At 66.7% G+C, this 25,757-nt stretch carries 22 protein-coding genes; 12 read left to right on the top strand and 10 right to left on the bottom strand.

The window, feature by feature from the left end; genetic code table 11:
- Nucleotides 1–55: 55 nt before the first annotated feature.
- Together IHE57_RS08870 and IHE57_RS08865 are read right to left on the bottom strand one after the other, a co-directional pair.
- Nucleotides 56–949: a M56 family metallopeptidase gene (locus IHE57_RS08870; RefSeq protein ID WP_209372519.1), complete on the bottom strand. Its 894-nt coding sequence runs from the start codon at nt 947–949 to the stop codon at nt 56–58.
- A gap of 18 nt (nt 950–967) precedes the next feature.
- Complete coding sequence (locus IHE57_RS08865; protein WP_209372517.1) at nt 968–1,330, bottom strand: BlaI/MecI/CopY family transcriptional regulator; 363 nt, start codon at nt 1,328–1,330, stop codon at nt 968–970.
- Between the two features lie 244 nt (nt 1,331–1,574).
- On the opposite strand from IHE57_RS08865, the gene IHE57_RS08860 reads away from it, so the two are divergent.
- Genes IHE57_RS08860 through cydC form a run of 3 tightly spaced genes read left to right on the top strand, consistent with a single transcriptional unit; the run spans nt 1,575 to nt 7,726 of the window.
- The gene (locus tag IHE57_RS08860) at nt 1,575–3,140 is read left to right on the top strand and encodes a cytochrome ubiquinol oxidase subunit I (protein ID WP_209372686.1); all 1,566 of its coding nucleotides are present in this window, start codon (nt 1,575–1,577) and stop codon (nt 3,138–3,140) included.
- Between the two features lie 12 nt (nt 3,141–3,152).
- Nucleotides 3,153–4,175 (top strand): cytochrome d ubiquinol oxidase subunit II, encoded by a 1,023-nt coding sequence (gene cydB, locus IHE57_RS08855; RefSeq protein WP_209372509.1) that lies wholly within the window; start codon nt 3,153–3,155, stop codon nt 4,173–4,175.
- Nucleotides 4,172–7,726 (top strand): thiol reductant ABC exporter subunit CydC, encoded by a 3,555-nt coding sequence (cydC, locus tag IHE57_RS08850; RefSeq protein WP_209372507.1) that lies wholly within the window; start codon nt 4,172–4,174, stop codon nt 7,724–7,726. Before cydB ends, cydC begins: the two co-directional genes overlap by 4 nt.
- Here the strand turns inward: cydC and sepH are convergent.
- Complete coding sequence (sepH, locus tag IHE57_RS08845; RefSeq protein WP_209372505.1) at nt 7,701–8,828, bottom strand: septation protein SepH; 1,128 nt, start codon at nt 8,826–8,828, stop codon at nt 7,701–7,703. The two genes, cydC and sepH, sit on opposite strands and share 26 nt — an antisense overlap.
- Nucleotides 8,829–9,065: 237 nt before the next feature.
- On the opposite strand from sepH, the gene IHE57_RS08840 reads away from it, so the two are divergent.
- Entirely contained in the window at nt 9,066–10,178 is a 1,113-nt protein-coding gene (locus IHE57_RS08840; RefSeq protein ID WP_209372503.1) for a ferrochelatase, read from the top strand.
- Nucleotides 10,179–10,311: 133 nt separating this feature from the next.
- Here IHE57_RS08840 and IHE57_RS08835 read toward each other — a convergent pair whose 3' ends face one another.
- Nucleotides 10,312–10,539 carry a hypothetical protein gene (locus IHE57_RS08835; RefSeq protein WP_209324711.1) on the bottom strand — a complete coding sequence of 76 codons (228 nt, stop codon included), beginning with the start codon at nt 10,537–10,539 and terminating at the stop codon, nt 10,312–10,314.
- Between the two features lie 285 nt (nt 10,540–10,824).
- Between IHE57_RS08835 and IHE57_RS08830 the strand changes: the two genes are divergently transcribed.
- Nucleotides 10,825–11,124 (top strand): DUF4193 domain-containing protein, encoded by a 300-nt coding sequence (locus IHE57_RS08830; RefSeq protein WP_166972303.1) that lies wholly within the window; start codon nt 10,825–10,827, stop codon nt 11,122–11,124.
- Nucleotides 11,125–11,189: 65 nt separating this feature from the next.
- On the opposite strand, the gene IHE57_RS08825 is transcribed toward IHE57_RS08830, so the two are convergent.
- Complete coding sequence (locus IHE57_RS08825) at nt 11,190–11,645, bottom strand: DUF3093 domain-containing protein (RefSeq protein WP_209324712.1); 456 nt, start codon at nt 11,643–11,645, stop codon at nt 11,190–11,192.
- A gap of 64 nt (nt 11,646–11,709) precedes the next feature.
- Here IHE57_RS08825 and dut point away from each other — a divergent pair, with 64 nt between their 5' ends.
- Genes dut through IHE57_RS08810 form a run of 3 tightly spaced genes read left to right on the top strand, consistent with a single transcriptional unit; the run spans nt 11,710 to nt 13,407 of the window.
- Nucleotides 11,710–12,183 carry a dUTP diphosphatase gene (gene dut / locus IHE57_RS08820; protein ID WP_343071845.1) on the top strand — a complete coding sequence of 158 codons (474 nt, stop codon included), beginning with the start codon at nt 11,710–11,712 and terminating at the stop codon, nt 12,181–12,183.
- Between the two features lie 6 nt (nt 12,184–12,189).
- Nucleotides 12,190–13,023 (top strand): DUF3710 domain-containing protein, encoded by an 834-nt coding sequence (locus IHE57_RS08815; protein WP_209372501.1) that lies wholly within the window; start codon nt 12,190–12,192, stop codon nt 13,021–13,023.
- A gap of 6 nt (nt 13,024–13,029) precedes the next feature.
- Nucleotides 13,030–13,407: an OB-fold nucleic acid binding domain-containing protein gene (locus tag IHE57_RS08810; RefSeq protein WP_209324715.1), complete on the top strand. Its 378-nt coding sequence runs from the start codon at nt 13,030–13,032 to the stop codon at nt 13,405–13,407.
- A 43-nt stretch (nt 13,408–13,450) separates the two neighbouring features.
- Here the strand turns inward: IHE57_RS08810 and IHE57_RS08805 are convergent, their stop codons facing one another.
- Both IHE57_RS08805 and IHE57_RS08800 read right to left on the bottom strand, forming a co-directional pair.
- The gene (locus IHE57_RS08805; RefSeq protein ID WP_209324716.1) at nt 13,451–14,137 is read right to left on the bottom strand and encodes a potassium channel family protein; all 687 of its coding nucleotides are present in this window, start codon (nt 14,135–14,137) and stop codon (nt 13,451–13,453) included.
- Nucleotides 14,134–14,808 carry a potassium channel family protein gene (locus tag IHE57_RS08800; RefSeq protein ID WP_209324717.1) on the bottom strand — a complete coding sequence of 225 codons (675 nt, stop codon included), beginning with the start codon at nt 14,806–14,808 and terminating at the stop codon, nt 14,134–14,136. Before IHE57_RS08800 ends, IHE57_RS08805 begins: the two co-directional genes overlap by 4 nt.
- Before the next feature lie 136 nt (nt 14,809–14,944).
- Here IHE57_RS08800 and IHE57_RS08795 point away from each other — a divergent pair, with 136 nt between their 5' ends.
- Nucleotides 14,945–16,855: an APC family permease gene (locus IHE57_RS08795; RefSeq protein WP_209372499.1), complete on the top strand. Its 1,911-nt coding sequence runs from the start codon at nt 14,945–14,947 to the stop codon at nt 16,853–16,855.
- A 6-nt stretch (nt 16,856–16,861) separates the two neighbouring features.
- A complete protein-coding gene (locus IHE57_RS08790; RefSeq protein ID WP_246475824.1) occupies nt 16,862–18,217 on the top strand; it encodes a class I SAM-dependent RNA methyltransferase in 1,356 nt (451 codons plus the stop codon).
- Between the two features lie 89 nt (nt 18,218–18,306).
- Here IHE57_RS08790 and IHE57_RS08785 read toward each other — a convergent pair whose 3' ends face one another.
- A complete protein-coding gene (locus IHE57_RS08785) occupies nt 18,307–18,498 on the bottom strand; it encodes a hypothetical protein (RefSeq protein ID WP_209324719.1) in 192 nt (63 codons plus the stop codon).
- Nucleotides 18,499–18,790: 292 nt separating this feature from the next.
- Here IHE57_RS08785 and acnA point away from each other — a divergent pair, with 292 nt between their 5' ends.
- Nucleotides 18,791–21,475: an aconitate hydratase AcnA gene (gene acnA / locus IHE57_RS08780; RefSeq protein WP_209324720.1), complete on the top strand. Its 2,685-nt coding sequence runs from the start codon at nt 18,791–18,793 to the stop codon at nt 21,473–21,475.
- Nucleotides 21,476–21,828: 353 nt separating this feature from the next.
- Entirely contained in the window at nt 21,829–23,769 is a 1,941-nt protein-coding gene (dxs, locus tag IHE57_RS08775; RefSeq protein WP_209372497.1) for a 1-deoxy-D-xylulose-5-phosphate synthase, read from the top strand.
- A 101-nt stretch (nt 23,770–23,870) separates the two neighbouring features.
- Here dxs and IHE57_RS08770 read toward each other — a convergent pair whose 3' ends face one another.
- Both IHE57_RS08770 and IHE57_RS08765 read right to left on the bottom strand, forming a co-directional pair.
- Nucleotides 23,871–25,043: an HRDC domain-containing protein gene (locus IHE57_RS08770; RefSeq protein ID WP_209372495.1), complete on the bottom strand. Its 1,173-nt coding sequence runs from the start codon at nt 25,041–25,043 to the stop codon at nt 23,871–23,873.
- Nucleotides 25,040–25,654 (bottom strand): DUF3000 domain-containing protein, encoded by a 615-nt coding sequence (locus IHE57_RS08765; protein ID WP_209324723.1) that lies wholly within the window; start codon nt 25,652–25,654, stop codon nt 25,040–25,042. Before IHE57_RS08765 ends, IHE57_RS08770 begins: the two co-directional genes overlap by 4 nt.
- Nucleotides 25,655–25,757 lie beyond the last annotated feature (103 nt).

The following is a 25,757-nucleotide window of genomic DNA, read 5'->3' as shown; positions in this document are numbered from 1 at the left end:
CGGGCCGATCCTGCGCATCGACCCGGCAGGTTCGCCCGGGTGCTGAGCGTCGGGATCAGATTCCGAAGGCTGCGGGGGCGAAGATCAGCAGAGTCGGCACGAGCAGCAGCAGGGCGGCTACCCCGATCGACATCAGGCGCACCGGGACACGCGTCGTGTCCAAGGGCTGCGACAGACGACGGATGCGCTGGACCGAGAGATCGCTGCGATGCTCGGGGCTGATGGCTGCCGCCGAGCGCACGGCATGGGCCAGAATCTGCGGGTCCACGCGCTCCCGGGCCTGATCGTCGGCCATGAGCTCGATGAGCCGGTTGACCGAGTTCAGCCCGATCGCCGTGGCGGAGAAGTAGGGCAGGGCCCGGTGCCACGCGGCGAAGGGGATGACGAGCACGTCGTGGCGGAAGTCGAGGTGCGCCCGTTCGTGAGCGATCACCGCTGTGCGCTGCTTCTCGTCGAGCGCCTCGATGAGTCCTGTCGACAGGACCGCGGTGCCCTTCCTGGGTCCCTTCGGCAGACAGTAGGCGACCACCTCATCGGTGGTGATGATGCGGGTGTCGGGATAGGTGGCCGAAGGCTCACTGAGCAGGTGGAGGATCTCGTCGTGACGCAGACGGGTCTTGCGCGCCGAATAGAAGGTCAGAGCGAGACAGCCGAGCAGCCGGCCGATGAGCAGAAGCGCGATGACGAGGAAGATCCACGCCATGAGCGAGAGCTCCGCATGGGACTGTCCGCGCAGCAGCGCCAGGATCCCCCGGGGCAGACTCGTCGATCCCGGGGCGACGGCGAAAGCGAGCGCGGCGCCGATGAGAGAGAGGCCGCCGGAGAGACCGACGGCCTGCCACAGGACGACCTCGGAGACCGGATCGCCGCGAAAGCGCGCGAGCGCCGCTGGAATCGGCCATGCGAGCAGAAAAGCGAGCACAGCCAGGATCGACCCCACGATGGTCATGGAAGTGACCGATCTGGGTCAGGACTGGGCGGAGTGATTGCGTCCGAGCAGACTGCGCAGCGCCTTGGTGTCGGCTTCGGTGACGGTGCCGAGGAAGCGCGCGAGGACGGCCTGACGGTCCGGGGCCTGCGAGAGCATCTCCGTCATCAGCTCTGCGACGTGATCCTCACGAGTCGACACCGCGAGATAGCGGTGCGGTCGGATGCTGCGATCGCGGGTGACGAAGCCCTTCTTCTCCAGCCGGGACAGGACAGTGTGCACCGTCGTCAGCGCGAGTTCCCGGTCGGCGAGGACCTCACGGAGTTCGGCGGCGCTCAGCCCGTCGTCATGCACCCAGATGGCGTCCATGACGCTGCGTTCGAGTTCACCCAGTGTTCCCACAGTTCGTAAGCCCCACAGTCAGTTGTCGGTCGATTGCCTCGAGTATATCTCTACAGACTGTCGAATTCCAGGCGGCCGAGCTGTGTGCCGCCCGTGAGTCGAGTCTGTTCGCGGTCGGTGGACGGAGAGCGCATTTGGTATCGGGCGTCTTGGATGGTGAAACGACTGCGACACGACTTCTACCCGATGTAGAATTCTACGAGACGTAGAAATACTGCCGAGCTCGAACGGAGAGCCCATGGATCTGGACCCAGTTCTCATCGGACGGTGGCAATTCGGAATCACCACGGTGTACCACTTCTGGATGGTGCCGCTGACCCTGGGACTCGGGATGCTCGTCGCGATCCTGCAGACGATCTATCACCGCACCGGCAACGAGGTCTACCTGAGGAGCACGAAGTTCTTCGGCAAGCTCTTCCTCATCAACTTCATCATGGGCGTGGCCACCGGCCTCGTCCAGGAGTTCCAGTTCGGTATGGCCTGGAGCGAATACTCCCGCTTCGTCGGCGACGTCTTCGGCGCGCCCCTGGCGCTCGAGGCTCTCCTCGCGTTCTTCCTCGAATCGACGTTCCTCGGTCTGTGGATCTTCGGCTGGGGTCGGCTGCACCGAGCGGTCCACCTCGGTGCGCTGTGGTGCGCGGTCATCGGATCGTGGATCTCCGCCTACTTCATCATCGTGGCCAACTCCTGGATGCAGCATCCGGTCGGCGTCGAACTGGTCGACGGGCGTCCGGTGATGACCGATGTCTGGGCGGTGCTGGGCAACAACACGGCCATCGCCGCCTACACGCACACCCTGTTCGGCGCGCTGGCGGTCGGAGGCTCCTTCCTGCTCGGCATCTCCTGGTACCACCTCTACCACCGGCGCAAGGACGGCATCGACACCGTCGGCGCAGACGGCACGGTCGTCGTCGGGTCCTCCTCCGAGCTGCCCGGCCGTGACGAGATCGACCACCGGGTGTGGATCAACTCCCTGCGCATCGGCGCCGTCGTGGGCATCATCGCCTTCGCGGGAGTGTCCATCACCGGCGACATCCAAGCCAAACTCATGTTCGAACAGCAGCCCATGAAGATGGCCTCCGCCGAAGCGGCCTGTCACGACGGGACCGAATTCTCGGTCCTCACGGTCGCCGACCCGTCCTCGAACGACTGCGACGGGGTGCAGAACATCTTCGAGATCCCCGGGCTGCTGTCCTTCTTGGCCAAGGGCGATTTCTCCACGCCCGTGCACGGAGTCACGACCCTCCTGCCCGAATACCAGGACAAGTACGGCACCCACATCCCCGACGACCCGCGCTACGGCGACCACGCCGGCGAACCGATCGACTACCAGCCGATCATGATCGTCACCTACTGGGGCTTCCGGATGATGATCGGCTTCGGCATCCTCGCCGCCGGAGTGTGCGCGATCGGACTGTGGCTGTCGCGCAGGGGCACGGTCCCCGACTCGAAATGGCTCAGCCGCGGGTTCCTCCTGGCCATCACGGCGCCTTTCATCGCGAACTCGGCGGGCTGGATCTTCACGGAGATGGGACGCCAGCCTTTCGTCGTGGCCCCGAACCCGGCGCAACTCGACGGGGTGTACATGTACACTCAGGCGGCCCTCTCACCTGAGGTGACCCCGGGCATGCTGCTGTTCTCACTGATCAGCCTGACGGCTGTCTACGGGGTGCTCATGGCAGTCGAACTGCGCCTGCTCACCACCTACGTCAAGGGCGGAGTCGCCTCGGCGATGCCGGAGCTCGCCTCCTCCTCGACCAAACCGACGATCACCGACGACGGCGACGATGTGCTGTCGTTCGCCTACTGAGGAGAGTCACCTATGGAAATCCTCGCCACGATCTGGTTCATCCTCATCGTCGTGCTGTGGACGGGATACCTGTTCCTCGACGGCTTCGACCTCGGGGTGGGCATGATGCTTCCCTTCCTCACGCGCGGCGAACGCGGCAAACGCGTGCTGCTCAACACCATCGGCCCGGTCTGGGACGGCAATGAGGTCTGGCTGATCACGGCCGCCGGAGCGATGTTCGCCGCGTTCCCGCACTGGTACGCCTCGCTCTTCTCCGCCCTCTACATCCCGCTGACCCTGTGCCTGCTGAGCCTGATCTTCCGCGCCGTGTCGATCGAGTACCGCGGCAAGGGGCACACACCGGCCTGGAGGTCGTTCTGGACCTGGGCGATGGCCGTCGGTTCGGCGGGCACCGCGTTCTGCATCGGTGCGTTGCTCGTGATCACGACCACCGGTCTGCCTCTCAACGGCCATGGGGACATCGTCGGGGGAGCGTTCGCCTGGATGTCCTGGCCGGTGCTGCTGGGAGGGCTCGGCGGCCTCGGGTTCGCGTTCGTCCATGGCCTCGTCTTCCTCGGTCTCAAGACCCAGGGCGACATCCGGGCCCGGGTCCAGCGGTGGGCCGCACGGGCCATGCTGCCGGCCGCGGTGCCGTTCCTCATCTGGTTCGCGCTCTCGATCACCCACCGCGCCTGGCTCTCGATCCCCGTTCTCGTCGGAATCATCTCGCTCATCGCCGCCGTCGTCGCGGTGCGCGCCGGCGCCGAGAAGCGGGCCTTCGTCCTCCACGGGATCCACCTTGTGGCCGGATTCGGTGCGGTGTTCGCCGGAGCCTATCCGAACGTGCTGCCGTCGACCCTGGATCCGGCGAATTCGCTGACGATCGCCACAGCTTCGTCCTCGGACTACACTCTGACCGTGATGCTCATCGTCACCGTGATCATCCTCCCGGTCATCATCGGCTATCAGATCTTCAGCTACCGCATGTTCCTGGGCCGCATCGCCGAGACCCACATCCCCGAGGCACACCGCGTGCCGGTGGCGATCCGGTCGTGAGCTCGCCCCTGTCGATCCTGCTCGAACTGCCGTCCGGGCGACGGGGGCTGGCTCTCTCGGTGTCCGGTGCTCTGGCCCGGGCGGTGGGAGTCGTGCTCGTCGCCGAGGCTCTTGTGCGGGCGATCGTCGGTCACAGCGCGCCGGGCCTGTGGCTCGTCCTCGTGATCCTCGGCGCCGGTCTGCGCGGCGGCGGGCTGTGGATCGACCGCCGTCTCGGCACAGCCTTGGCAGCCGAGTCGAAACGGGGCCTGCGGGCGGCGATCCTGTCTGCGCTGCTGAGCGGCCGCGGCCGTCCGAGGACCGCCGCGGCCGTGACGGTCACCCGCGGCATCGATGATCTCGACGACTACTTCACCACGGTCGTCCCGGCGCTCAGCGCTGCGGCCGTGGTGCCGGTGGTCCTGCTCGTGCGGATCGTCTTCAGCGACGTGCTCTCAGCCGTCATCATCGCTCTCTGTCTGCCGCTGGTCCCGCTGTTCATGGTCCTCATCGGTCGGTACACGGCCGAATCGACGAAGCGGACGATCACGGCACTGGAGAAGCTGTCCGATCACCTGGCCGAACTCGCCGAAGGACTGCCGGTGCTCATCGGCCTCGGCCGCTCGCGGGACCACGCTCGCCGCCTGCGCGAACTGGGGGAGCGCTACCACCACGCGAACCTCGCGACCCTGCGCATCGCCTTCCTCTCCAGCCTCGCCCTCGAGCTCATCGCCACGATCTCGGTCGCTCTCGTCGCCGTGGTCATCGGCCTGCGCTTGGTCAACGGGACGATGGATCTGAGTTCAGGACTGTTCGTCCTCCTCATCGCGCCCGAGTGCTTCATCCCCCTGCGCGAACTCGGGGCCGGATTCCATGCCAGCGAGAACGGCCGCGAGGCACGAAGCCGGGCGCAGACGCTGCTCACCGAGGCAGCGGCGCCGGTGCCGCCGACACCCGGAGCGCAGGCGATGGCAGAACCAGGAGCACAGACGTCCAGCGACTCGGGGGCAGGCTTCGGCCCGGGCGATGCCCGGGAGCGGGACGACCACGAGGTGATCTACGGCGACGGCACCATCGTCGGCTGGACGGGTGCGATTCCGCCCGGGCCCGGAGTGACCACGATCAGCGGACCCTCAGGCGCCGGCAAGACGACCGTGCTGTCCGCGCTGGTCGGCGGGCTGCCGGCCGATGCCCGCGCGACCATCGCGCCAGTGTCCGCCGCCTATGTGCCGCAGACCCCGCGCATGTTCGCCGCCACCCTCGGCGCCGAACTCGCACTCTTCGGACTCGAGCGACAGCGCAGCCTTGGGGCACTGACGGCGGCCGGGCTGCCGGCCGATCCGTCGACAGCGACCGCAGCCCTGAGCCCCGGTCAGCAGCGCCGACTTGCGCTCGTGCGGGTGCTGCACCGTCTCGGCCAGGGAGCCGATGTACTCGTCCTCGACGAACCCACCGCCCACCTCGACGCGGACAATGCCGATATCGTCATCGCCATGATCGCCGAGGCGGCCGCCTCCCACCGGGTCGTCCTCGCCAGCCACGACGACCGCGTCCGGGCGCTGGCCGAGACGGAGATCCGACCGACGAAGAGTCGGCTGCGGACAGCAGCGGGGGCCGACGGAGCAGGCACCGCTGAGGTGTCGGCCCCGACGGCGGCCCGGTCCGGGGCGGGCGCGGATTCCCCCGATGCGCTCGGTGACCGCGCGGCGGTCGCGGACTCCGTCGACGCGACGGGTTCGTTCGACATGACGGGTTCCGTCGACGCGACGGGTTCCGCAGACGGGGCTGACTCCTTCGACACAACGGGTTCCGCAGACGCGGCGGCGCTGTGGGAGGATGATGCCGAGACCGGTCGCAGAACGGACGCGGGCGCTGCGGCGCTGCGCCGCAGGTGGTCGGTCCTGCGTTCGAGCCTGCCCCTGTTCAGCCCCGCGATGGCACTCGCCGCACTCACCGCCTGCGCCTCGAGCCTGGCGGCAATCGCGCTCACGGCAGTGTCCGCCTGGCTCATCGTCGAGGCCTCCTACCAGCCGCCGATCATGCTGCTCATGGTCGCGATCGTCGGCGTCCGCTTCTTCGGGCTCAGTCGGTCCGTGCTGCTCTACGTCAGTCGGCTCAAACTCCATTCGGCGATCTTCTCCGCCCTCGCCAGACTGCGGGCGAACCTGTGGGAGCACTTCGAACGCGTGGGCATGAGCGATCGGAAGCTGCTGACCTCGGATACTGCGCTGCGTGCCATGGTCGCCGATGCCGATGATGTGCGCGACCTCGTCCCCCGTACGCTCTTCCCGCCGCTCGTCTCGGGCCTGGTCGTCCTGGGCGTCAGCATCACGGCAGCGCTGCTCGACCTCGGATCGCTGCCGTGGTTCCTCCTGCTCGCCGCAGTCAACCTCATCGGGCTGGCCTGCATCGTCGTTCCCGCCGAGAGCAGGCTGGCGCACGGCATCAGGGATGACCGCAGCCGCATCCTCTCGCTGCTGACCCGCGCACTCGATGCCAAGGACGATCTGCACACCAACGCCGCAGATGGCCGGGTGCTCGGCCTGCTGGCGGGTCTGGAACGCAGCCTCGACGCGAAGCAGACGGCCTCCGCACGGAACTTCGGGCTCGCCCATCTCTGGCTGCAGCTGAGCACCTCTGCCACAGCCGTGATGCTGGCCGTGACCTCCGAGGCACCGACGGAGATCGCTGCGGTCCTCGCGCTCATGGCACTGGGCCTCAACGAGGTGTTCGCCTCGGGGCTCGACGCGTTCCGCCAGCTGCCGGCGCTCGGAGCCGCCCTCGACTGCCTGCCGCCAGCCGTCACCGGCGAGGATTCATCGGCACGGCGGACTTGCACAGAGCCCATCGAGGCGCTCGACCTGGCCTCGATCACCGTGGGCTGGGACGAGACGCCGGTCCTCGAGGGCCTCGATCTGCACGCTGAACGCGGCGGTTGGACCCTGCTCTGCGGCGACAGCGGCACCGGGAAGTCGACGAGCCTGAGTGTTCTGCTCCGGTTCCTCGATCCCTGGGCCGGCAGCTACACCGCCGCCGATTCCCAGGGGGCGGCCTTCGATATGCTCAGCAGTGCGCCGACGGACTTGGTCGGTCGGATCGCCTGGTGTCCGCAGGAGGCCCACATCTTCCGCTCGACCGTCCGCGGCAACCTCTCCCTGGCCCAGTCGACCGTGCCCGGAGACGAAGAGATGATCGATGCCCTGCACGCGGCAGGACTGGCCGAATGGGCCGACGGCGAAGGCCTCGACCACTGGGTCGGTGATCACGGCTCAGATGTCTCAGGCGGTCAGCGGCAGCGACTGGCGGTGGCCCGGACGCTGCTGACCGGCGCGGATGTGATCGTCCTCGACGAACCGACGGCGCATCTCGACGACGAGACCGCCGCCCGGCTCATCGACGACCTGCGCAGGAATCTCGTCTCCCGCACAGTGGTCATGGTCACTCACGACCGGCGTCTCATCAGGAGCGAGGACACGGTCGTCGACCTCGGCGCCCAGGTGCCGGCGGTCAGCGGTCCCGCCTCGGCGGCGCCCGGCCTGCGGGAGGTCAGTCCCGCTTGGAGCCGAACATGATCTCGTCCCAGCTCGGGATCGAGGCCCGGGAGCTCTTCTTCGACTTCGGCTTCGCTCCCTTCGTCGCAGCCGCGTCCGCGCGCTGATCGGCGTGATCGCTGACACCGGGCTCATTGAGCAGTGAGAGCTGGTTCTCGTCGTCGAAGACGCCGACCTTCTCCGTGGGCTCCTGCGGGTCCTCGTCGGAGGGGACGGCATCTTCGAACGCGAAGACTTCGTCATCGGTCGCCGCCTCGGGCCGACCCGGCGCGGTATGGGCTCCCTGCGGGTGGGTCTCAGGGTCTTCGGTCACTGCGCGCAGACGGGTGCGCGGCTCCTCTTCGGCCTCATGATGGCGACGCTTGCGCAGGTTCTCCAGGATGCGGCCGGTTTCGGCCTGGTGATCACGTGCCTGCTGCGAGGGAGCCGAACCGGCAGCCGAAGGTGCCGGGGCATCGGAGGAGACGGGACCGGAGGCGGACTCGGAATGCGGGAACACGTCGACTTCCTCGGTGTTCCTCTGCCGTTCGGCACCGCTGCCGTAGTTCGGGATGGGACCGGTGTCGGTCGGGCCGGAATCGGCGAGCCATTTGGCCTCATCGTCGATCGGGGTCAGCGAGCGCCGGTAGTAATGCCAGCTGGCAGTCCGGATCCGATCGGCGGCAGTGAAGCTGAGCTGAACGTACCAGTTGCCGTCCTGCTGCTTCCAGGAGTCCCATTCCATCGTCTCGATGTCGACGTCGCGCATTGCCAGCCGCTCCTGGCAGAGTTCGATGAGGGGCGTCGGCTCGCCATTGGGATCGTGATCGGAGTAGATCGGATGGCGGCTGGCGAGATAGGCCATGCGGGAGCGTTCGGCCATGGCCGGGCCCTCGTAGGTGCGCACGTATTCGATGTCGGCGCCGGTGGAGGCCACGACCTCCTCGGCGTCCATGCCGCCGCGGATCATGGCCTGGATGTCCTTGGGACGCACGGGAGTCTCGGACTTGGACTGGGTGCGTTCCTTGCGCACCGCGGCCGAGAGAGCTTCGTCGAGAACGACTCGGTACTGAAGCCCGTTCTCGTCGTTCAACAGCAGATGGGTGCCATCCGCGTTGACTCCGTTCAAGATCAGTTCACGCATGCCATAAGCTCCTTTGTCGCGTCTCTCCTGCATCGTGTCACGTCCGGCGCGTCGAGGCGGGCAGATCTGCCCGCGAGTCGCGAAATCACGGGCCGCTTCGGCCCCTGGGAGGTCCGCTGGGAACCGGACCGAGGGATTATGACGGCGCTTAGTGCCCAAGGGTCTGAACGGTGAGTGGAAGAGACTCACTCTGCGGACATCGGACCGTTCCGCTCTACAGTCTGTAAAATCGGGAGCGTGAATAAGACTGCACCCATCGAAGCCCTGATCCTCATGTCGTTCGGAGGACCGGAGGCCCCAGAAGAAGTGGTTCCCTTCCTGCGGAACGTCACCGCCGGCCGCGGGATCCCCGAGGAGCGACTGGAGGAGGTGGGGGAGCACTACTTCGGTTTCGGAGGCCGGTCGCCGATCAACGACCAGAACAAGGCCCTGCTCGCCGCCCTGCGCGGCGAGCTCGACCGACGCGGCATCGACACCCCGCTGATCTGGGGCAACCGGAACTGGGATCCCTATCTCACCGATGAGGTCCGGACGCTGGCACAGGGCGGACGGACCCGGTTCCTCTCGATCGACACCTCCGCCTACTCCTCGTACTCCTCCTGCAGGCAGTACCGTGAGGACTTCGCGCAGACGATCGAGACGCTGGCCGGAGAAGGCCTCGAGGTCTCGATCGACAAGATCCGCCAGTTCTACAACCATCCCGGCTACGCCGACGCCTGCGCGGCCCGTCTGGAGGACGGTCTCGCCGAATTCCGCGGCCAGGTGGGCGAACTCGACGCCGACCGGCACCGCATCCTGTTCGTCACGCATTCGATCCCGAACGTCATGCAGGACGCCTCCGCAGTGGCCACCAACGGCTACCTCGCTCAGCACGAAGAGCTCATGGACCACCTCCTGGGGCGGTTGGACGCCTCCGAGCAGCTGCCCGCCGAGCTCGTCTACTGCTCCCGCTCGGGCTCGCCGGAGGTTCCGTGGCTCGAACCCGATGTGAACGACCGGATGACCGAACTCGCCGAGGAAGGCGTGACTGGGGTCGTGCTCGTGCCCATCGGCTTCATCTCCGACCACATGGAAGTCGCCTTCGACCTCGACACCGAGGCCAAGGAGACGGCCGAAGGCCTCGCTCTCGCCTTCACCCGAGGCGCCGCCGTCGGCACCCACGAAGCCTTCGTCGCGGGGCTTGTGGACCTTGTCGAGGAACGCGTCGCCCAGCTGCGCGGCGACGAGGTCGACGCCCCGGCGCTTCCCGGAACGACGGCACTGGTTCCCGGAAGCGGGGCCTGCAGCATCGCCTGCTGCCGCGGCCGCATCGAGCGCGCCACCTACCCGAACTGGGAATCCGTGAGCTGACCAGCCTCCGGGACGTCTCAGACGTCCGTCGGCGGACGCAGAGAACCCTCCCCACCGAATCGGTGGGGAGGGTTCTTCATCTCTGCGCCCATGGCGGAAGGCATCCGCTGGCAGACGAGGTGGTTCCTGAGGCTCAGGACTCTTCCGGGCTCGGGATGACGGGCAGTGCGCCCGTCTCGGCCTGGATCACCTCGGCGATGGGGCCGGTGTCGACATCATTGCGACCAGCCAGCTCCATGAGGCTCTGCAGGTCGTCGATGAGGTTTTCGACCAGGAAGTCATCACCGGCGGATCGGGCTTCGTGAATGCGATGACGGACATCATCGATTCGGGTGTCGAGTTGATCTGCGAATTCACTCATCGTGGATCCGTCCTTCCTCGGGCCGCCTCCGAAGGGGACGAACCCGGTAATCTACCGGCAGATCGAGCTGTCGGTGCTGTCCATCACAAGTATTCTTGCAGAGCTTTTCGAGAACTCTATGTGTGGCCGACCTGCGTCGACAAACTGGTGATGAGAATCACCGTAACGGGTCCTCATTCCATCTTGCCAACGGCAAGCATACAGTGCACAATGCTGAGGACACATCCCGCGAGAGGACGCTTCGGTCCTTCTCAGCACCCCTCGGACAGAGAGCGATGAGGCCATATGGCAACAGATTACGACGCACCTCGCAAGCAAGACGATGAGATCAAGAGCGATTCGATCGAGCAGCTCAAGGCTCAGCGCTCGCAGGCGCAGGCGAGCAAGATCGACGAAGACGAAACCGCAGTTGCCGAAGGCTTCGAACTGCCGGGAGCGGACCTGTCGAACGAAGAGCTCTCCGTTCGCGTCCTCCCCAAGCAGAACGATGAGTTCACCTGCATGGAATGCTTCTTGGTCCGGCATCGGTCGCAGCTTGCGAGCGAAGAGGGCGGTGTTCCCATCTGCACGGACTGTGCGGGCTGATTCGCTGCTCCATCCCCTCAGCACAACGCGCCTGACGAATCGTCAGGCGCGTTGTGCTTCCTCTGTCAGTCGTTGAGGGCGGCCGCGAGCTTCTCGGGGTGCTGTGAGGAGACGAGCCAGTACGGTGTGGGATCCGCGACATCGTCGATGTCGATGCGCACAACGGGCTTCGCCCACGGCCGGATCTTGAGGAAGGCGCGTGCGTCGAGATCGACTCCGCGAGCCTGACGCGCCGCCTCGGCGTCATAGGCGGTGGCGCCGGGAACGAACTTCCGGTCGATGTGCGCCTCGCCGACGAAGAGCTGCCTTTCGGTGACGATGATCGTCAGGGTCAGCGAAGTCAGCCACCAGGCGAGCAGGGCGAAGCTCACGAGGGGCAGGACGACGGCGCCGAGCTTCCAGACGGGCATGACCATGAGCGCCGTCGACGCCGCAGCCATCACGACGAGGGCCCACATGCCGATCGACGGTCGGACCTTCTCCTGGTAGACCACATGGGTTCCGGATTGCATTGTTGCCATGGTGCCATTGTCCCACAGTGAATGTTTTGGTCACGCTCAGACTTCGGCGTTAGAGTGCATCTTTGTGACGGAAACCCTCAAGATCGACCTTCAGCTCCTCGACGCGGGCACGAGCGCCCCCGCCTACGCGCACGCGCACGACGCCGGTGCGGACCTGTGCTCGACGATCGACTTCGTGCTCGAGCCCTTCGAACGCCGTGTGGTGCCCACCGGCATCGCGATCGCCCTGCCCGTCGGCTATGCGGCCTTCGTCCACCCGCGTTCCGGGCTGTCGAGCAAGCACGGGGTCACCGTCGTCAATGCACCCGGCACCATCGATGCCGGCTACCGGGGCGAGATCAAGGTGCCGCTGATCAACCTCGATGCGAAGACCCCGCTGCGAGTGGCTCGCGGGGATCGCATCGCCCAGCTGGTGATCCAGCGGATCGCACACGCAGACTTCACCATCGTCGACTCCCTCGACGGCAGCGATCGCGGGGCCGGGGGATTCGGATCCACCGGTGGCCTCGACGCCGCTCTCAGTGAAAAGGAGAAGTGAGGACTCATGGGACTGTTCTCCAAGTTCAGGAAATCCACACCGCAGACCGATGACGACGTCGTCTCGGACGAAGAGCTGAGCGACGAGGGCGACCTCGAGACCGCAGCGGCCGAGGACAGCGACGCCGCCGACGAAGAGGCTGCTGAAGCGGATGCGGATGATGCGGATCCGGATGAGGACCTCGAGGAGGAAGAGGCGCTGCTGGAGAAGTCAGCGCCTTTCGACCGGTCGGAGAAGGGTCCGTTCGACATCTCCGAGGACTACCCGGAGCACGACCGCCTCGACCTCGGCGCACTCAAGGTGCCTGTCGTCGACGGAATGCAGGTGCGCCTGGACACCGATGACGATTCGCAGCGGGTGCTGGCCGTGACGCTCATCCACGAGGGCGGAGGCATCCAGCTCCAGGCGTTCGCGACGCCGCGCTCCGAGGGGCTGTGGAACACCGTGCGCCAGCAGCTGTCCGAGTCCGTCTCCTCCCAGGGCGGCGAATCCTCGGAGCTGCACACGTCTCTCGGCAAGGAATTGGCCATCGAGGTTCCGGCGAAGACCGAGTCCGGCCGACCGGGCAAGAGGGCCATGCGCTTCGCCGGCATCGACGGCCCGCGCTGGTTCGTCCGGGCTGTGTTCTCCGGCAAAGCCGTGACCGATGACGAGGTCCGGGCCGAACTGTCGGCACTCTTCCGCGGGGTCGTCGTCGACCGCGGTCAGGAGGCCATGGCTCCCAGGGAGCTCATCGCACTCACCGCCCCGCAGGTCGACGGCGACGCTGGAGAGGACAAGAAGGACGAGGACGAGCTCAACCCCTTCGAGCGCGGTCCCGAGATCACAGAGGTCCGCTGACCGGGGATGTTGGATCTCATCACCCGCCTCGTGCGCGACTTCGGCTCCCGCGACGCGGAAGCCCGGGCCGATCTGCGCCTCGTCAGTCAGATACCGGGAGCCGTCCCGGTCGAGGACCTCGAAGCACGCAAGACCTCACGCATCGCCGGAGTCGTCTCCGCGACCACCCAATCGTGCAGCGCTGACAGCCCCCGGCTCGACATCACCGTGGCCGACGGCACCGGCGAGGCCCGCGCCCAGTTCCTCGGTCGACGCGAGATCAGCGGGATCCGCCCGGGCGCCCTCATCGTCCTCGAAGGCCGATTCTGCGGCACCGACGGGGTGCTGACCGCCCACAACCCCGTCTACGAGCTGCTGCAGACGCGGGAGGACACCGAGGTCTGAGGCCGTCACGGCCACCGGTGAACAGGCCCGGTGCCGCGTAACGTCAGTCGGAGCCGTCCTCCGCTGCGGCCCTAGTCTCCTGGAGCAGCGCCAGCAGCGCGGCCTCCTGGTCGGGGGATGAGAGGAAGAACAGTTCGTCCCCGGCCTCGATGACGTCATCGGCACTCGGAGCGAACGCCCGCGAATTGCGGATGATCGCCACCAGCACGGTATCGAGCGGGAACGTGATGCCGCCGATGCGTTCGGCCACGAGTCCGGCGCTCTCATGCACGGTGAACTCCAGCAGCCCCGCCTGGCCGCGTTCGAAGCTCATGAGGTGCACGAGGCCGCCGACCTCGACCGCCTCCTCGACCAGCGCGGTCATCAGCCGCGGAGTCGAGACCGCGACATCGACACCCCAATTGTCATCGAACAGCCATTCGTTCTTCGGGTTATTCACCCGCGAGACCGTCCGCGGCACGCCGAACTCGGTCTTGGCCAAGAGCGAGAGGACGAGGTTGGTCTTGTCATCGCCGGTCGCGGCCACGACCACATCCGCTTCCTCGAGGCCCGCCTCGGCGAGTCCGGCGAGTTCGCAGGCATCGGAGAGCAGCCATTCGGCACCGGGGATGCGTTCGTGCCCCAGGGCCTCCTTGCTCTGGTCGATGAGCAGCACCGAATGCTCCTTGTCGAGCAGCTCCCTGGCCACCGAGCGACCGACGGAACCGGCTCCGGCGATGACGACCCTCATTCTTCCTCCTCCACGGTTCGCACGGGCTGATCCAGGATCCGTTCGATCTCGCGGAGGCGGTCGACCGGACACATGAGATGGACGAGATCCCCATCCTGGAGCAGGAGATCCTCATGGGCGACGATGCCCTCGGACAGGCGGGTGACGTAGGCGACGCGTGCCCTGGTCCGGGATTCGATGTCCTTGATCGGACGAGCGACCCACCCGGGGTCGAGATGCACCTCGGCGAGGACGAGATTGCCCGAGGGCTCACGGTACTCGGTGATCGAGCCCTGGGGGACGAGCTTGCGCATCACCTGCTCGGCCGTCCACCGCACGGTGGGGACCGTGGGGATGCCGAGGCGCTCGAACACCTGCGCCCGGTCCGGGTCGTAGATGCGAGCGGCCACGTTCGTCACCCCGAAGGTCTCCCGGGCGACACGCGCGGCGAGGATATTCGAATTGTCCCCACTCGAGACCGCGGCGAAGGCGAAGGCCTCGGCAGTCTTCGCCTGCGACAGGGTCTCCCGGTCGAAGCCGATCCCAGTGATCGTCGAGCCGCTGAAATCGCGACCCAGTTTGAGGAACGCGTCCGGGTCCCGGTCGACGACGGCGACGGAGTGCCCATTCGCATCGAGGGCTTTGGCCAGGGAGGCCCCGACTCGGCCGCAGCCCATAATCACGAAGTGCATGGGTTTTCCTCTCCGCAGTGATCTACCATTGGTTGCCGTGGCCAGCAGTTTTTCTGATGCCGTCAAAAGACTACTCGTTGGACGGCCCTTCCGCAGTGAGGACAGGCGTGCGCCGGCGCTGAAGAAGCGCATCGCAATGCCCGTCTTCGCCTCCGACATGCTCTCATCGGTGGCCTATGCCCCGGACGAGATCCTCCTGGCACTGTCGCTGACCTCACTCGTGGCCCTGACCGTGGCACCCTGGATCGGTGTGGCCGTCGGTCTGGTCATCCTCGTGATCGTCGCCTGCTACCGCATCAACGTCAAGGCCTACCCCTCGGGCGGCGGAGACTACGAGGTGGCTTCGAAGAACCTCGGCTCCGGTGCGGGCCTCGTCGTCGCAGCCGCCCTGCTCGTGGACTATGTGCTCACCCTGGCCGTGTCGATGACGGTCTTCGCCGCATACATCACCACGGCGTTCCCGCCGCTGGCTCCCTACCGCGTGCCCGTGGCCATCGTCGGCATCCTGCTCATCTCGCTCGCCGGCCTGCGCGGGTCACGGGCGACGCCGATGCTGCTGGCGGTGCCGACCTACCTCTTCCTCGGCGCCGTCTTCCTCACCATGAGCGTCGGCCTCATCCGGGTCGGCATCGGCGATACCCCGCAGGCGCAGACGGCCGACTACACGGTCGTCCACAGCGGAATCGGCGATGAGGCGACACTGGGGCTGGCCACGGTGCTCATCGTCCTGCGCGCCTTCTCCTCGGGGTCCGTGGCCTTGGCCGGTGTCCAGACCGTGGCCACGGCGGTGCCTGCATTCAAGAAGCCGCGCGGCAGGAACGCCGGCAACACCCTGCTGCTGTCCGGTCTGCTCGCGGCCCTCATGCTCACCGGGCTGACCTACCTCGCCTCGGTCACCGGCATCAAATACGTCGACGATCCGCACCTCTACCTGGTGCGTGGGGACGGCAGCCCCGTCAGCGCCGAATACGAGCAGGAACCGGTGCTCGCGCAGCTGGCACATGCGATCTTCGACAATGCGCCGGTGATGTTCTACATCGTCGTCCTCATCACTGCGCTCGTGCTCATCGTCGCCGCGAACACGGCGGTCGAGGGCTTCCCGGGCCTGGCCTCCCGACTGGCCAGGGACGAATTCCTGCCGAAGCAGCTGGCGACGAAGGGAGACCGTCTCACCTTCTCCAACGGCATCCTCCTGTTGGCCGCGGCGGCGATCGTGCTCGTCATCGCCACCAGCGCATCGGCGACCACTCTGATCCAGCTCTACCTCGTGGGAGTCTTCGCCAGCTTCGTCCTCGGCCAGGCGGGCATGGTCCTGCACTGGAGGAAGCGCCTGCGTCTGGTCATCGACGCAAAGACCCGAGTCCGGATGCACATCAACCGGATCGTCAACAGCCTCGGCTGCCTGCTGGCCGCCGGGGTGCTCATCGTCGTCATCGTCTCGAAGTTCCTCGCCGGGGCCTGGCTGGCCGTGGTCGCGATGGCCGGCCTCTACCTCGTCATGGGCGCCATCCACCGCCATTACGCGCGGGTGACCCGGGAGCTGGCCCCCGATGCCGATGTGAACTCGCGGACCATTCCGTCGAACACGCATGCCATCGTCGTCGTGGGCGAGATCGACAAACCCACGATGCGGGCCCTGTCCTATGCCCGGGTGACCCGATCGAGCCAGCTCGAGGCCGTCACAGTGGCCGTCGACGAGGAGGCCGCCGCAGCCCTGCAGAAGAGGTGGAACGACATGGAGCTGCCGGTGCCGCTGACGGTGCTCGGCTCTCCCTACCGCGAACTCGTCCGCCCGCTCCTGGCCCACATCCTCGCCATCCGCAGGCGCTCCCCGCGCGATCTCGTCATCGTCTACATCCCGCAGTTCGTCGTGGGACGGTGGTGGGAGCACATCCTGCACAATCAGGTAGCGCTCAAACTTCGCACCCGGCTGCTGCTCGTCCCCAACGTCGTCGTGGTCTCTGTGCCCTGGCGCCTCAAGTCCTTCTCCCGCCAATACGGGGGAGACGGGCCCGATTCCGACACCAGGCTGTACAGACAGGCATAGACATCCATGAGTGACACGATGGTCCCCGCCCAGGAGCTGACTCTCGACATCGAATCACCGGCCGCAGGCGGCACGAGCATCGCCCGCCACGACGGGCAGGTCGTCTTCGTCTCCGGAGCCCTGCCCGGCGAACGTGTGAGGGTGATCACCGAGGCCGCGTCGGCTGCGAGATTCCTCCGCGCCGAGGTCGTCGAGGTGCTCGAAGCCTCGCAGCACCGAGTGGCCGATCGTCGCCTCGCCTACGTTCCCGGAGGGGCGGATCCATCGACGGCCGGATTCGGCGGCATGGAGTTCGCCCACGTCGACCTCGCCCACTCGCGCAAGCTCAAATCAGAGGTTCTGGCCGATCAGCTGAGCCGCATCGGGCACATCGACCGGCACGTCGAGGTCCGGCCGGCGCCGGGAGAGACGGACGGAACCGATTGGCGCACCCGCGTGCAGCTGGCCGTGGACGCCGAGGGACGAGCGGGAATGCTCGCACCCCGTTCGCATGATGTCATTGCTGTGACGAGCCCTCCGCTGGCGGCCGGCCCGCTCAATGCTCTCGACCTGACGGGACTGCGTCTGCCGGGAGTGCGCCGACTCGAGTTCGCCTGGGCCGACGACCAGGGGGCTCTGATCGTCCGCGGTCCGGCCTCGCCGCAGGTGATCGACGAGCTCGAGGAGTGGCTGCCCGCGTCCTTCTTCTTACTCACGGAGACTGCTGGAAGCGGCAGGGGGCACGACAGTGGTCGGTCCGGCACTCGGAGCCGCGGTGCCCGCGGAAAGCCGCGCTCCCGCCCGCGAGAGCGCGGCGCCGACCTCCGCGTCCACCGCGGCGGCTCCACCCTGACAGAGAGGGTCGACGGACGTGACTTCACCGTCGCCGCCGACGGATTCTGGCAGGTCCACCGTCGCGCGGCCGAGCTGCTCAGCGGCGAAGTGATCGGCGCCCTTCCCGATAGCGTCGACTCGATCGGCGACCTCTACTGCGGGGTGGGGCTGCTCGGCATCGGGGCGGCCCGAGCCGTCGGCGCACCTCTGTTCGGCATCGAGGGAGTCGAGACGGCTATCGCCCATGCGCGTGCCAATGCGGCGGACCTCGACGCCCGCTTCCTTGCGCGCAGCGTCGACCGGGCGCGCCTGCCCGAATCCGATGTCATCATCCTCGACCCGCCGCGAGCGGGAGCAGGCAAGGCTGTCACCTCGGCGCTCGTCGCATCCGCGGCCCGCACGCTCATCTACGTGTCCTGCGATCCTGCGACGCTGGCGAGGGACTTGGCGCAGCTGACGGACGGCGGCTTCGCGATCGAGAGCCTCACCGGCTTCGATCTCTTCCCGCTCACCGCGCACCTGGAGACGGTCACCATTCTGCGACGGTGACGGACAGGGCCGCTCGGGGCCGCCTCGGCGGGGGACCCGGAGGGACCTGCGGGGATCGACCGTGGTCCTCAGCGGAGACTGGGCAGCGGTCAGGCCGCGGTCTTGCGGGGGAGGAGGACGAGGACGATGAGGGCGATGAAGGTCGTGAGGAATCCCCACAGTGCCCACCAGCCGGCCGAGCGGTCCTTCTCCCTGGCCAGCGTATTGCAGATGACGGCGAAGATGATGCCGACGAGCAGGGCGCCGAATCCGAATCCGGCACCGAGCGCGAACGGGTCCATGAGATCTCCTCGGTGGCGCTGGGCGTGCCCGACGGTGGTGTCGATGCGGTTCTCACAGTAGGCCGCGGTGGGCGACGGCGTCCCTGGTGATGACCGGATTCGCGGCAGAGGAAAACCCGAGCGACCGGTTTCGGCCGCCGGTGTGCCACGGTGGTCAAAGCTACTCGGATGCGATAGAATTTATCTTGACGTCAAGATACTTTTGGAAACATATGTGTCGCGTAAATCGGTGCGCGGTGCAAGGGCTCGCCCGGTTTCTTGGATGAGTGTCGGATGAAACAGGAGAATCACGATGAGCAACGTCGATACGTTCAAATCGAAGAGCACCCTGACCGTAGGCGATAAGGATTATGAGATCTATCGCCTGGACAAGGTCCCAGGGTCGGAGAAGCTTCCCTTCAGCCTCAAGGTGCTGTTGGAGAACCTGCTGCGCACGGAAGACGGCGCGAACATCACTTCGGAGCATATCGAGGCACTCGGCAGCTGGGACCCCAGTGCCGAACCGGACACCGAGATCCAGTTCACCCCGGCCCGCGTGGTGATGCAGGACTTCACCGGTGTGCCCTGCATCGTCGACCTCGCCACCATGCGTGAGAAGGTCGTCGAACTCGGTGGCAACCCGGACCAGGTCAACCCGCTGGCTCCGGCCGAACTGGTCATCGACCACTCGGTGCAGATCGACCGCTTCGGCACCGCCGACGCCGTCGAGCTGAACATGGACATCGAATACCAGCGCAACGGGGAGCGCTACCAGTTCCTGCGCTGGGGCCAGACCGCCTTCGAAGACTTCAAGGTCGTCCCTCCGGGCATGGGCATCGTCCACCAGGTCAACATCGAGCACCTGGCTCGCGTGGTCATGCCGCGCGAGGTCGACGGAGTCCTCCGCGCCTACCCGGACACCCTGGTCGGCACGGACTCGCACACCACCATGGTCAATGGCCTCGGTGTGCTCGGCTGGGGCGTCGGCGGCATCGAGGCAGAGGCGGCCATGCTCGGCCAGCCCGTGTCGATGCTCATCCCGCGCGTCGTCGGCTTCAAACTGACCGGTGAGATCCCTTCGGGGGTCACGGCCACGGATGTCGTGCTCACGATCACCGACATGCTCCGCCAGCACGGCGCCGTCGGCAAGTTCGTCGAATTCTACGGCAACGGCGTCGCCGAGGTGCCGCTGGCCAACCGCGCTACGATCGGCAATATGAGCCCCGAGTTCGGTTCGACCGCCGCGATCTTCCCGATCGACGAGGTGACCATCGACTACCTCAAGCTCACCGGCCGCTCGGACGAGCAGATCCAGCTGGTCGAGGACTACGCGAAGGCCCAGGGCCTGTGGCACGATCCGAGCAAGGAAGTCGAGTACTCCGAGTACCTCGAGCTCGACCTCTCGACCGTGGTGCCCTCGATCTCCGGACCGAAGCGCCCGCAGGACCGCATCGAACTCTCCGATGCGAAGAACCAGTTCGCCAAGGACATCCACAACTACGCCGCACCCGGCGAAGAGGGCAAGTCCGTGGACGTCACCACCGCCGACGGCCGCAACTTCGAGCTGGCCAACGGTGCCGTGGCGATCGCATCGATCACCTCGTGCACCAACACCTCGAACCCCTCGGTGATGATGGCCGCTGGTCTGCTGGCCCGCAACGCCCGCAAGCGCGGACTCAACTCGAAGCCGTGGGTCAAGACCTCGATCGCACCGGGTTCGAAGGTCGTGACGAACTACTACGAGAAGGCCGGGCTCATCGAGGACCTCGAGGCGCTCAACTTCTACATCGTCGGCTACGGCTGCACGACCTGCATCGGCAACTCGGGACCGCTGGACTCGGAGATCTCGAACAGCATTCAGGACAACGATCTCTCGGTCACCGCCGTACTCTCGGGCAACCGCAACTTCGAAGGCCGCATCAGCCCTGATGTGAAGATGAACTACCTGGCTTCGCCTCCGCTGGTCATCGCCTACGCCCTGGCGGGAACCATGGACTTCGACTTCGCGAACCAGCCCCTGGGCAAGGATTCGGACGGTGTGGACGTCTATCTGGCCGACCTCTGGCCCTCGCCCGAGGAAGTCGAGTCCGTCATCTCCTCGTCGATCTCGACCGACATGTTCGACAGCGAATACGGCCGGATCTTCGACGGTGACGAGCGCTGGCAGCAGCTCGAGACCCCCGAGGGCAAGATCTTCGAATGGGACGACAAGTCGACCTACGTGCGCAAGCCCACCTTCTTCGACGGCATGGGCCTCGAGCCCGAAGCCGTCGAGGACATCAAGGGTGCCCGCGTGCTCGCGAAGCTCGGCGACTCGGTGACCACCGACCACATCTCGCCCGCAGGCTCCTTCAAGGCCGACACCCCTGCCGGCAAGTACCTCGTCGAGCACGGTGTCCAGCGCAAGGACTTCAACTCCTATGGCTCCCGCCGCGGCAACCATGAAGTCATGATCCGCGGAACGTTCGCGAACATCCGCCTGCAGAACCAGCTCCTCGACGGAGTCCAGGGCGGGTTCACCCGCGACTTCACGCAGGAGAACGGACCGCAGACGACGATCTACGATGCTTCTGTGAACTACCAGGCAGCCGGCACACCGCTGGTCGTCCTCGGCGGCAAGGAGTACGGTTCGGGATCCTCGCGTGACTGGGCTGCCAAGGGCACCAAGCTGCTCGGCGTCGAGGCCGTCATCGCCGAGAGCTTCGAGCGCATCCACCGCTCGAACCTCATCGGCATGGGCGTCCTGCCGCTGCAGTTCCCCGCCGGCGAGTCCGCCGATTCGCTCGGCCTCGACGGCACCGAGACCTTCTCCATCGAGGGCGTCACGGAACTCAACGAGGGCACGACCCCGGCGACTGTCACGGTCACGGCGACGAAGGACGACGGCACGACCGTCGACTTCGACGGCGTTGTCCGCATCGACACACCCGGTGAGGCCGACTACTACCGCAACGGCGGCATCCTGCAGTACGTGCTGCGTCAGCTCGCGAACTCCTGATCGCAGATGTCGCGCTGAGTCAGTGACTCGGAGCTGAGCGAAGGCCGGTGGGTGAGAACCCGCCGGCCTTCGTCGTGCCTGAGTGCCTGTGCGGGGAGCATCCTTCACCGCAGTGCCTGTGCGCGGAGCATCCCTCACCGCTGGCGACGAGCCGTACAGGTACTGCGGCATCCGTGACCGTCAGCGATAAGACACCGCGTTGCACCGGGGCGATGTGAAGCTAAGGGTGTCGGATGCGTCGGCAGCTGAAGGAGAGCAACGGCGCAAGATGGGATGAGTCACATTCCGCGGTGGGCGATAGGATGGGGCGAATGGAATCTGTCCGTCAGCGAAGCCGTCAGAAGTGAGGCCGAATGACATTTCTCGAATCGCTCGGCTCACCGGCCGATCTGCGTCGGCTCGACGATGAGGAGTGCGAGGTCCTGGCCAAGGAGATCCGGGATCACCTCATCACGAGCGTGGCCGGAACCGGCGGACACCTCGGGCCCAACCTCGGCGTCGTCGAGCTCACCATGGGCCTCCACCGGGTGTTCGACTCCCCGCGGGACACGATCATCTTCGATGTCGGCCACCAGACATACGTGCACAAGCTGCTCACCGGCCGATCCGAGCAGTTCTCCACCCTGCGGCAGCGCGAAGGGCTCTCCGGCTACCCGAGCCGCGCCGAGAGCGAACACGACGTCCTCGAGAACTCGCACGCCTCCGCCTCCCTGTCATGGGCCGACGGCATCGCCAAAGCCCGCCAGCTCACGGGCGAGACCGACCGGCACGTCGTGGCCGTCATCGGCGACGGAGCACTGACAGGCGGCATGGCCTGGGAGGCGCTCAACACGATCGCCGCGGACACCTCGGCCCCGCCTCGCAGACTCGTCATCATCGTCAACGACAACGGACGGTCCTACGCTCCGACCGTCGGCGGTTTCGCCGCCCACCTCGACGAGCTGCGCACCATGTCCGGCTATGAGAGGCTCCTGTCCTGGGGCAAGGAGACCCTGCGCCAGTCCGGAGCGCCCGGGCGCGCAGCCTACAGTGCCATCCACGGAGTCAAACGCGGCCTCAAGGACATGGTCAGCGCCGCCCAGACGGGGATGTTCGACGAGCTCGGTATCAAATACCTCGGCCCCGTCGACGGCCACGATCTGTCTTCGGTCGAAAAGGCCCTGCAGCTGGCGAAGCAGTTCGAGGGCGGCCCCATCATCGTCCACATGATCACGCAGAAGGGCCACGGCTTCGACCCGGCGGTCAACGACGACGCCGATCAGTTCCACTCCGTCGGCGTCATCGACCCCGTGACCGGGAGGTCGACTCCGTCGAAATCGACCTCATGGACCTCGGTGTTCGGCGCGGAGGTGTGCGAACTCGCCGCAGAGCGCTCCGACATCGTCGCGGTCACGGCGGCCATGCTCCTGCCGGTCGGACTCGCGGAGTTCGCGAAGCAGTTCCCCCAGCGTGTCTTCGACGTCGGCATCGCCGAACAGCACGCGGTCGCCTCGGCGGCGGGACTGTCCTATGGCGGTCTCCACCCGATCGTGTGCATCTACTCGACCTTTCTCAACCGGGCCTTCGACCAGATGCTCATGGACGTGGCGCTGCACCGGCAGGGCGTCACCTTCGTCCTCGACCGGGCGGGCGTCACCGGCCCGGACGGGGCCAGCCATCACGGCATCTGGGATATCGCGATGCTGCGCATCGTGCCCGGTCTCCGTCTCGCCGCGCCCCGCGACGCAGCCCGCCTGACCGAGGAGCTGCGCGAAGCGGCGGCTGTCACGGACGGGCCCACGGTGCTGAGGTTCCCGCGCGGCAGCGTCGGCTCCGACATCCCGGCGCTGCGGCGGCTCGATGACGGAGTCGATGTCCTCCGCGAGGTGCCTGCCGGTTCTGCCGAGGATGTGCTCATCGTCTCGGTCGGCCCCTTCGCGGTGCGGGCCGAAGCGGTGGCCGAGCAGCTGGCCGGACAGGGGATCTCGGCCACGATCGTCGATCCCAGATGGGTGCTGCCCGTGCCCGAGAGCGTCATCGCTCTGGCCGCCGGGCACAGTCTCGTGGCCGTGCTCGAGGACGGGGTGAAGATCGGCGGTGTCGGTTCGCAGATCCGATCGGACCTGCGCGAGGCCGATTCGCGGATCGGAGTCCTCGAACTCGGGGCCCCCGACGAGTTCCTCCCGCAGGGCTCGCGTGAGGAGATCCTCGAACACGTCGGCCTCGATGTCGACACGATCGTGTCACGAATCGTCCGGGCCCTGCCCGCTGAGGTGGCCCGCCGAGCCGAGGAAGGCACCCGCCGAGCCGTGTGAGCACGGGCCGGGATCGGGCAGAGCGGCAGTCCGCCTCAGGCGCGAGCAGGCCAGGTGCTGGGGCCCGGAGCCATCGCGCCCGGACGGAGAACTCGACCGTCTCAGGCGCGGGGCAGCCGGTCCAGTGCTTTCGTCAGCGTCGGACCACTCAGCTCGATCTGCCAGGGCCGTGCGCCCGCCTCAGCGAGGAAGTGCTCGACATCGACGGTCGGCTGTGCAGCCAATGTTTTGACCAGGGCCGGTTGGAGCAGCACATCGTGGGGGATCAACAGCTTCTCCGACAGCTCACCCATCGCCGCTTTGAGCGCGGCGACGCGTTCCTTGAGATCCGTGTGGCTGAATGGGCTGCGCCGCTGACGCCCCTTCTCCTGCCGGGTCGGGAGTTCGTCGACGGTCAGGCGCGAGGCCTTGCGGTAGGCGCGGAACAGCCGGGCCGCCTCGGCGCGTGAGAGCCTGCGCCACTGAGCCATGATGTCGTCGCTGGATTTCACGCCGGACTGGGCGAGGGCGATGAGGTCACGATCGCGCAGAAGCCGGCTGGGCGCGATATCGGCCTCGCGGGCCATGGAGTCGCGGGCCTGCCAGAGTTCGCGGACTCGGGCGATATCGCGGCGAGACCTGACCTTCGACAGCCCGTGGGTGCGTCGCCAGGGCTCGTCGAAGTGCTTGGGCTCGAATTCGAGGAGGTGGGAGAACTCCTGCTCGGCGAACTCCCAGCGACCGGCCTCGAGCAGCTGCTGGCAGAGGATGTCGCGAATGGGCAGCAGCACCTCGACATCGAGGGCAGCATAGTTGAGCCAGGCCTGCGGCAGGGGCCGCGTGGACCAGTCCGCCGCCGAATGCTCCTTGGCCAGACGCACACCCAGAGTCCGTTCGGCGACCGCGGCCAGACCGAACTTCTCCCAGCCGAGCAGACGGGCGGCGAGTTCGGTGTCGAAGAGGGCCGCCGGACGCATTCCCCTCTCCTGCAGGCAGGGCAGGTCCTGGGTGACGGAATGGATGACCCATTCGTCGCGGCCGAGAGCGGGGTTGAGGCCGCTGAGGTCGCCGAGGGTCTCGGAGTCGAGGAGGAACGTGCCGGCCCCCTCCCGCCGCAGCTGGATGAGGAAGGCGCGTTGGCCGTATCTGATGCCCGAGGCGCGTTCGGCGTCGACGGCGATCGGTCCAGCGCCTGCTGCCAGGCAGGTGACCGAGGAGGAGAAGCCCTCAGCAGTGTCGACGACCTCGGGTATGCCGTTCGCGGGTGTGTCCAGAAGCGGTAGTTCAGATGTCATCGACGGCGCCCGGGCAGGGCTGTGACTCCTTCAGGAAGTGGTGGCAGTCCGGCGACTGTGCTGAGCAGATCGATCCAGGCCTCGAAGTGATTGCCGATCAGATCCGGCTCGTCAATCACGGGTGTCCACGAAGCCCGCAGCTCCAAGTCTATCGTGGCCGGGCGATCGGCCAATGTGCCGAAGCTCTCGGACAGCACTCGGGTCGTCGTCCCGCCGGCGGCGAGCACTTCGCAGCCGTTGGCATCGAGAGCGTCTTCGAGCCAGCTCCAGGCAACGTGGCCGAGCAGCGTCTCATTGCCGAGTTCATGCTCGAGCTCGGCCCGAATATAGGACACCACCCGGAACCGGCCCTCCCATTCCTCGGGCGCGCTGGGGTCGAAGAGGACGACGATGCGTCCGGTGGCCAATTCGTCGATGGTCTCTCCGCTGGCGCGCAGAAAGGTCTCGTCGGCACTGACCTCGGCACCGAGCGCATAGGAGTAGGGCGCGAGGCGGGCCGGCGCCGGAATCTCGGAGATCGACACATTGTTCGTGCTGCGTGCTTCACGCAGCACCGAAGTCACGGCCGAGAACTCCGCCGGAATGCGATTGAGAGGTGAGGTGTTGACCACACTGGCCACGATAGGCCAGCACTGCGGGCAGTGGAATCATCCACGCCGAACGGGGCCGGAGAATCGGCGGACGTCCGGCCTGCGGGTCGCCCCTCGAGCATGC

Source organism: Brevibacterium renqingii (assembly GCF_017808105.1).
In the GTDB taxonomy this organism is placed as follows: domain Bacteria; phylum Actinomycetota; class Actinomycetes; order Actinomycetales; family Brevibacteriaceae; genus Brevibacterium; species Brevibacterium renqingii.
The sequence above is the reverse complement of the archived record's forward strand: the minus strand, read 5'-3'. Positions and strand labels throughout refer to the sequence as shown.

Bases quoted from the DNA above. Each gene is read 5' to 3' on its own strand.
- IHE57_RS08815 (WP_209372501.1), top strand. From the start codon at position 12,190: ATGGGACTGTTCTCCAAGTTCAGGAAATCCACACCGCAGACCGATGAC.
- IHE57_RS08870 (WP_209372519.1), bottom strand. From the start codon at position 949: ATGACCATCGTGGGGTCGATCCTGGCTGTGCTCGCTTTTCTGCTCGCA.
- acnA (WP_209324720.1), top strand. From the start codon at position 18,791: ATGAGCAACGTCGATACGTTCAAATCGAAGAGCACCCTGACCGTAGGC.
- cydB (WP_209372509.1), top strand. From the start codon at position 3,153: ATGGAAATCCTCGCCACGATCTGGTTCATCCTCATCGTCGTGCTGTGG.
- IHE57_RS08785 (WP_209324719.1), bottom strand. From the start codon at position 18,498: ATGGACCCGTTCGCGCTCGGTGCCGGATTCGGATTCGGCGCCCTGCTC.
- IHE57_RS08800 (WP_209324717.1), bottom strand. From the start codon at position 14,808: ATGCACTTCGTGATTATGGGCTGCGGCCGAGTCGGGGCCTCCCTGGCC.
- IHE57_RS08805 (WP_209324716.1), bottom strand. From the start codon at position 14,137: ATGAGGGTCGTCATCGCCGGAGCCGGTTCCGTCGGTCGCTCGGTGGCC.
- sepH (WP_209372505.1), bottom strand. From the start codon at position 8,828: ATGCGTGAACTGATCTTGAACGGAGTCAACGCGGATGGCACCCATCTG.
- IHE57_RS08810 (WP_209324715.1), top strand. From the start codon at position 13,030: ATGTTGGATCTCATCACCCGCCTCGTGCGCGACTTCGGCTCCCGCGAC.
- IHE57_RS08790 (WP_246475824.1), top strand. From the start codon at position 16,862: ATGAGTGACACGATGGTCCCCGCCCAGGAGCTGACTCTCGACATCGAA.
- IHE57_RS08795 (WP_209372499.1), top strand. From the start codon at position 14,945: ATGCCCGTCTTCGCCTCCGACATGCTCTCATCGGTGGCCTATGCCCCG.
- IHE57_RS08825 (WP_209324712.1), bottom strand. From the start codon at position 11,645: ATGGCAACAATGCAATCCGGAACCCATGTGGTCTACCAGGAGAAGGTC.
- IHE57_RS08830 (WP_166972303.1), top strand. From the start codon at position 10,825: ATGGCAACAGATTACGACGCACCTCGCAAGCAAGACGATGAGATCAAG.
- IHE57_RS08770 (WP_209372495.1), bottom strand. From the start codon at position 25,043: ATGACATCTGAACTACCGCTTCTGGACACACCCGCGAACGGCATACCC.
- dxs (WP_209372497.1), top strand. From the start codon at position 21,829: ATGACATTTCTCGAATCGCTCGGCTCACCGGCCGATCTGCGTCGGCTC.
- IHE57_RS08835 (WP_209324711.1), bottom strand. From the start codon at position 10,539: ATGAGTGAATTCGCAGATCAACTCGACACCCGAATCGATGATGTCCGT.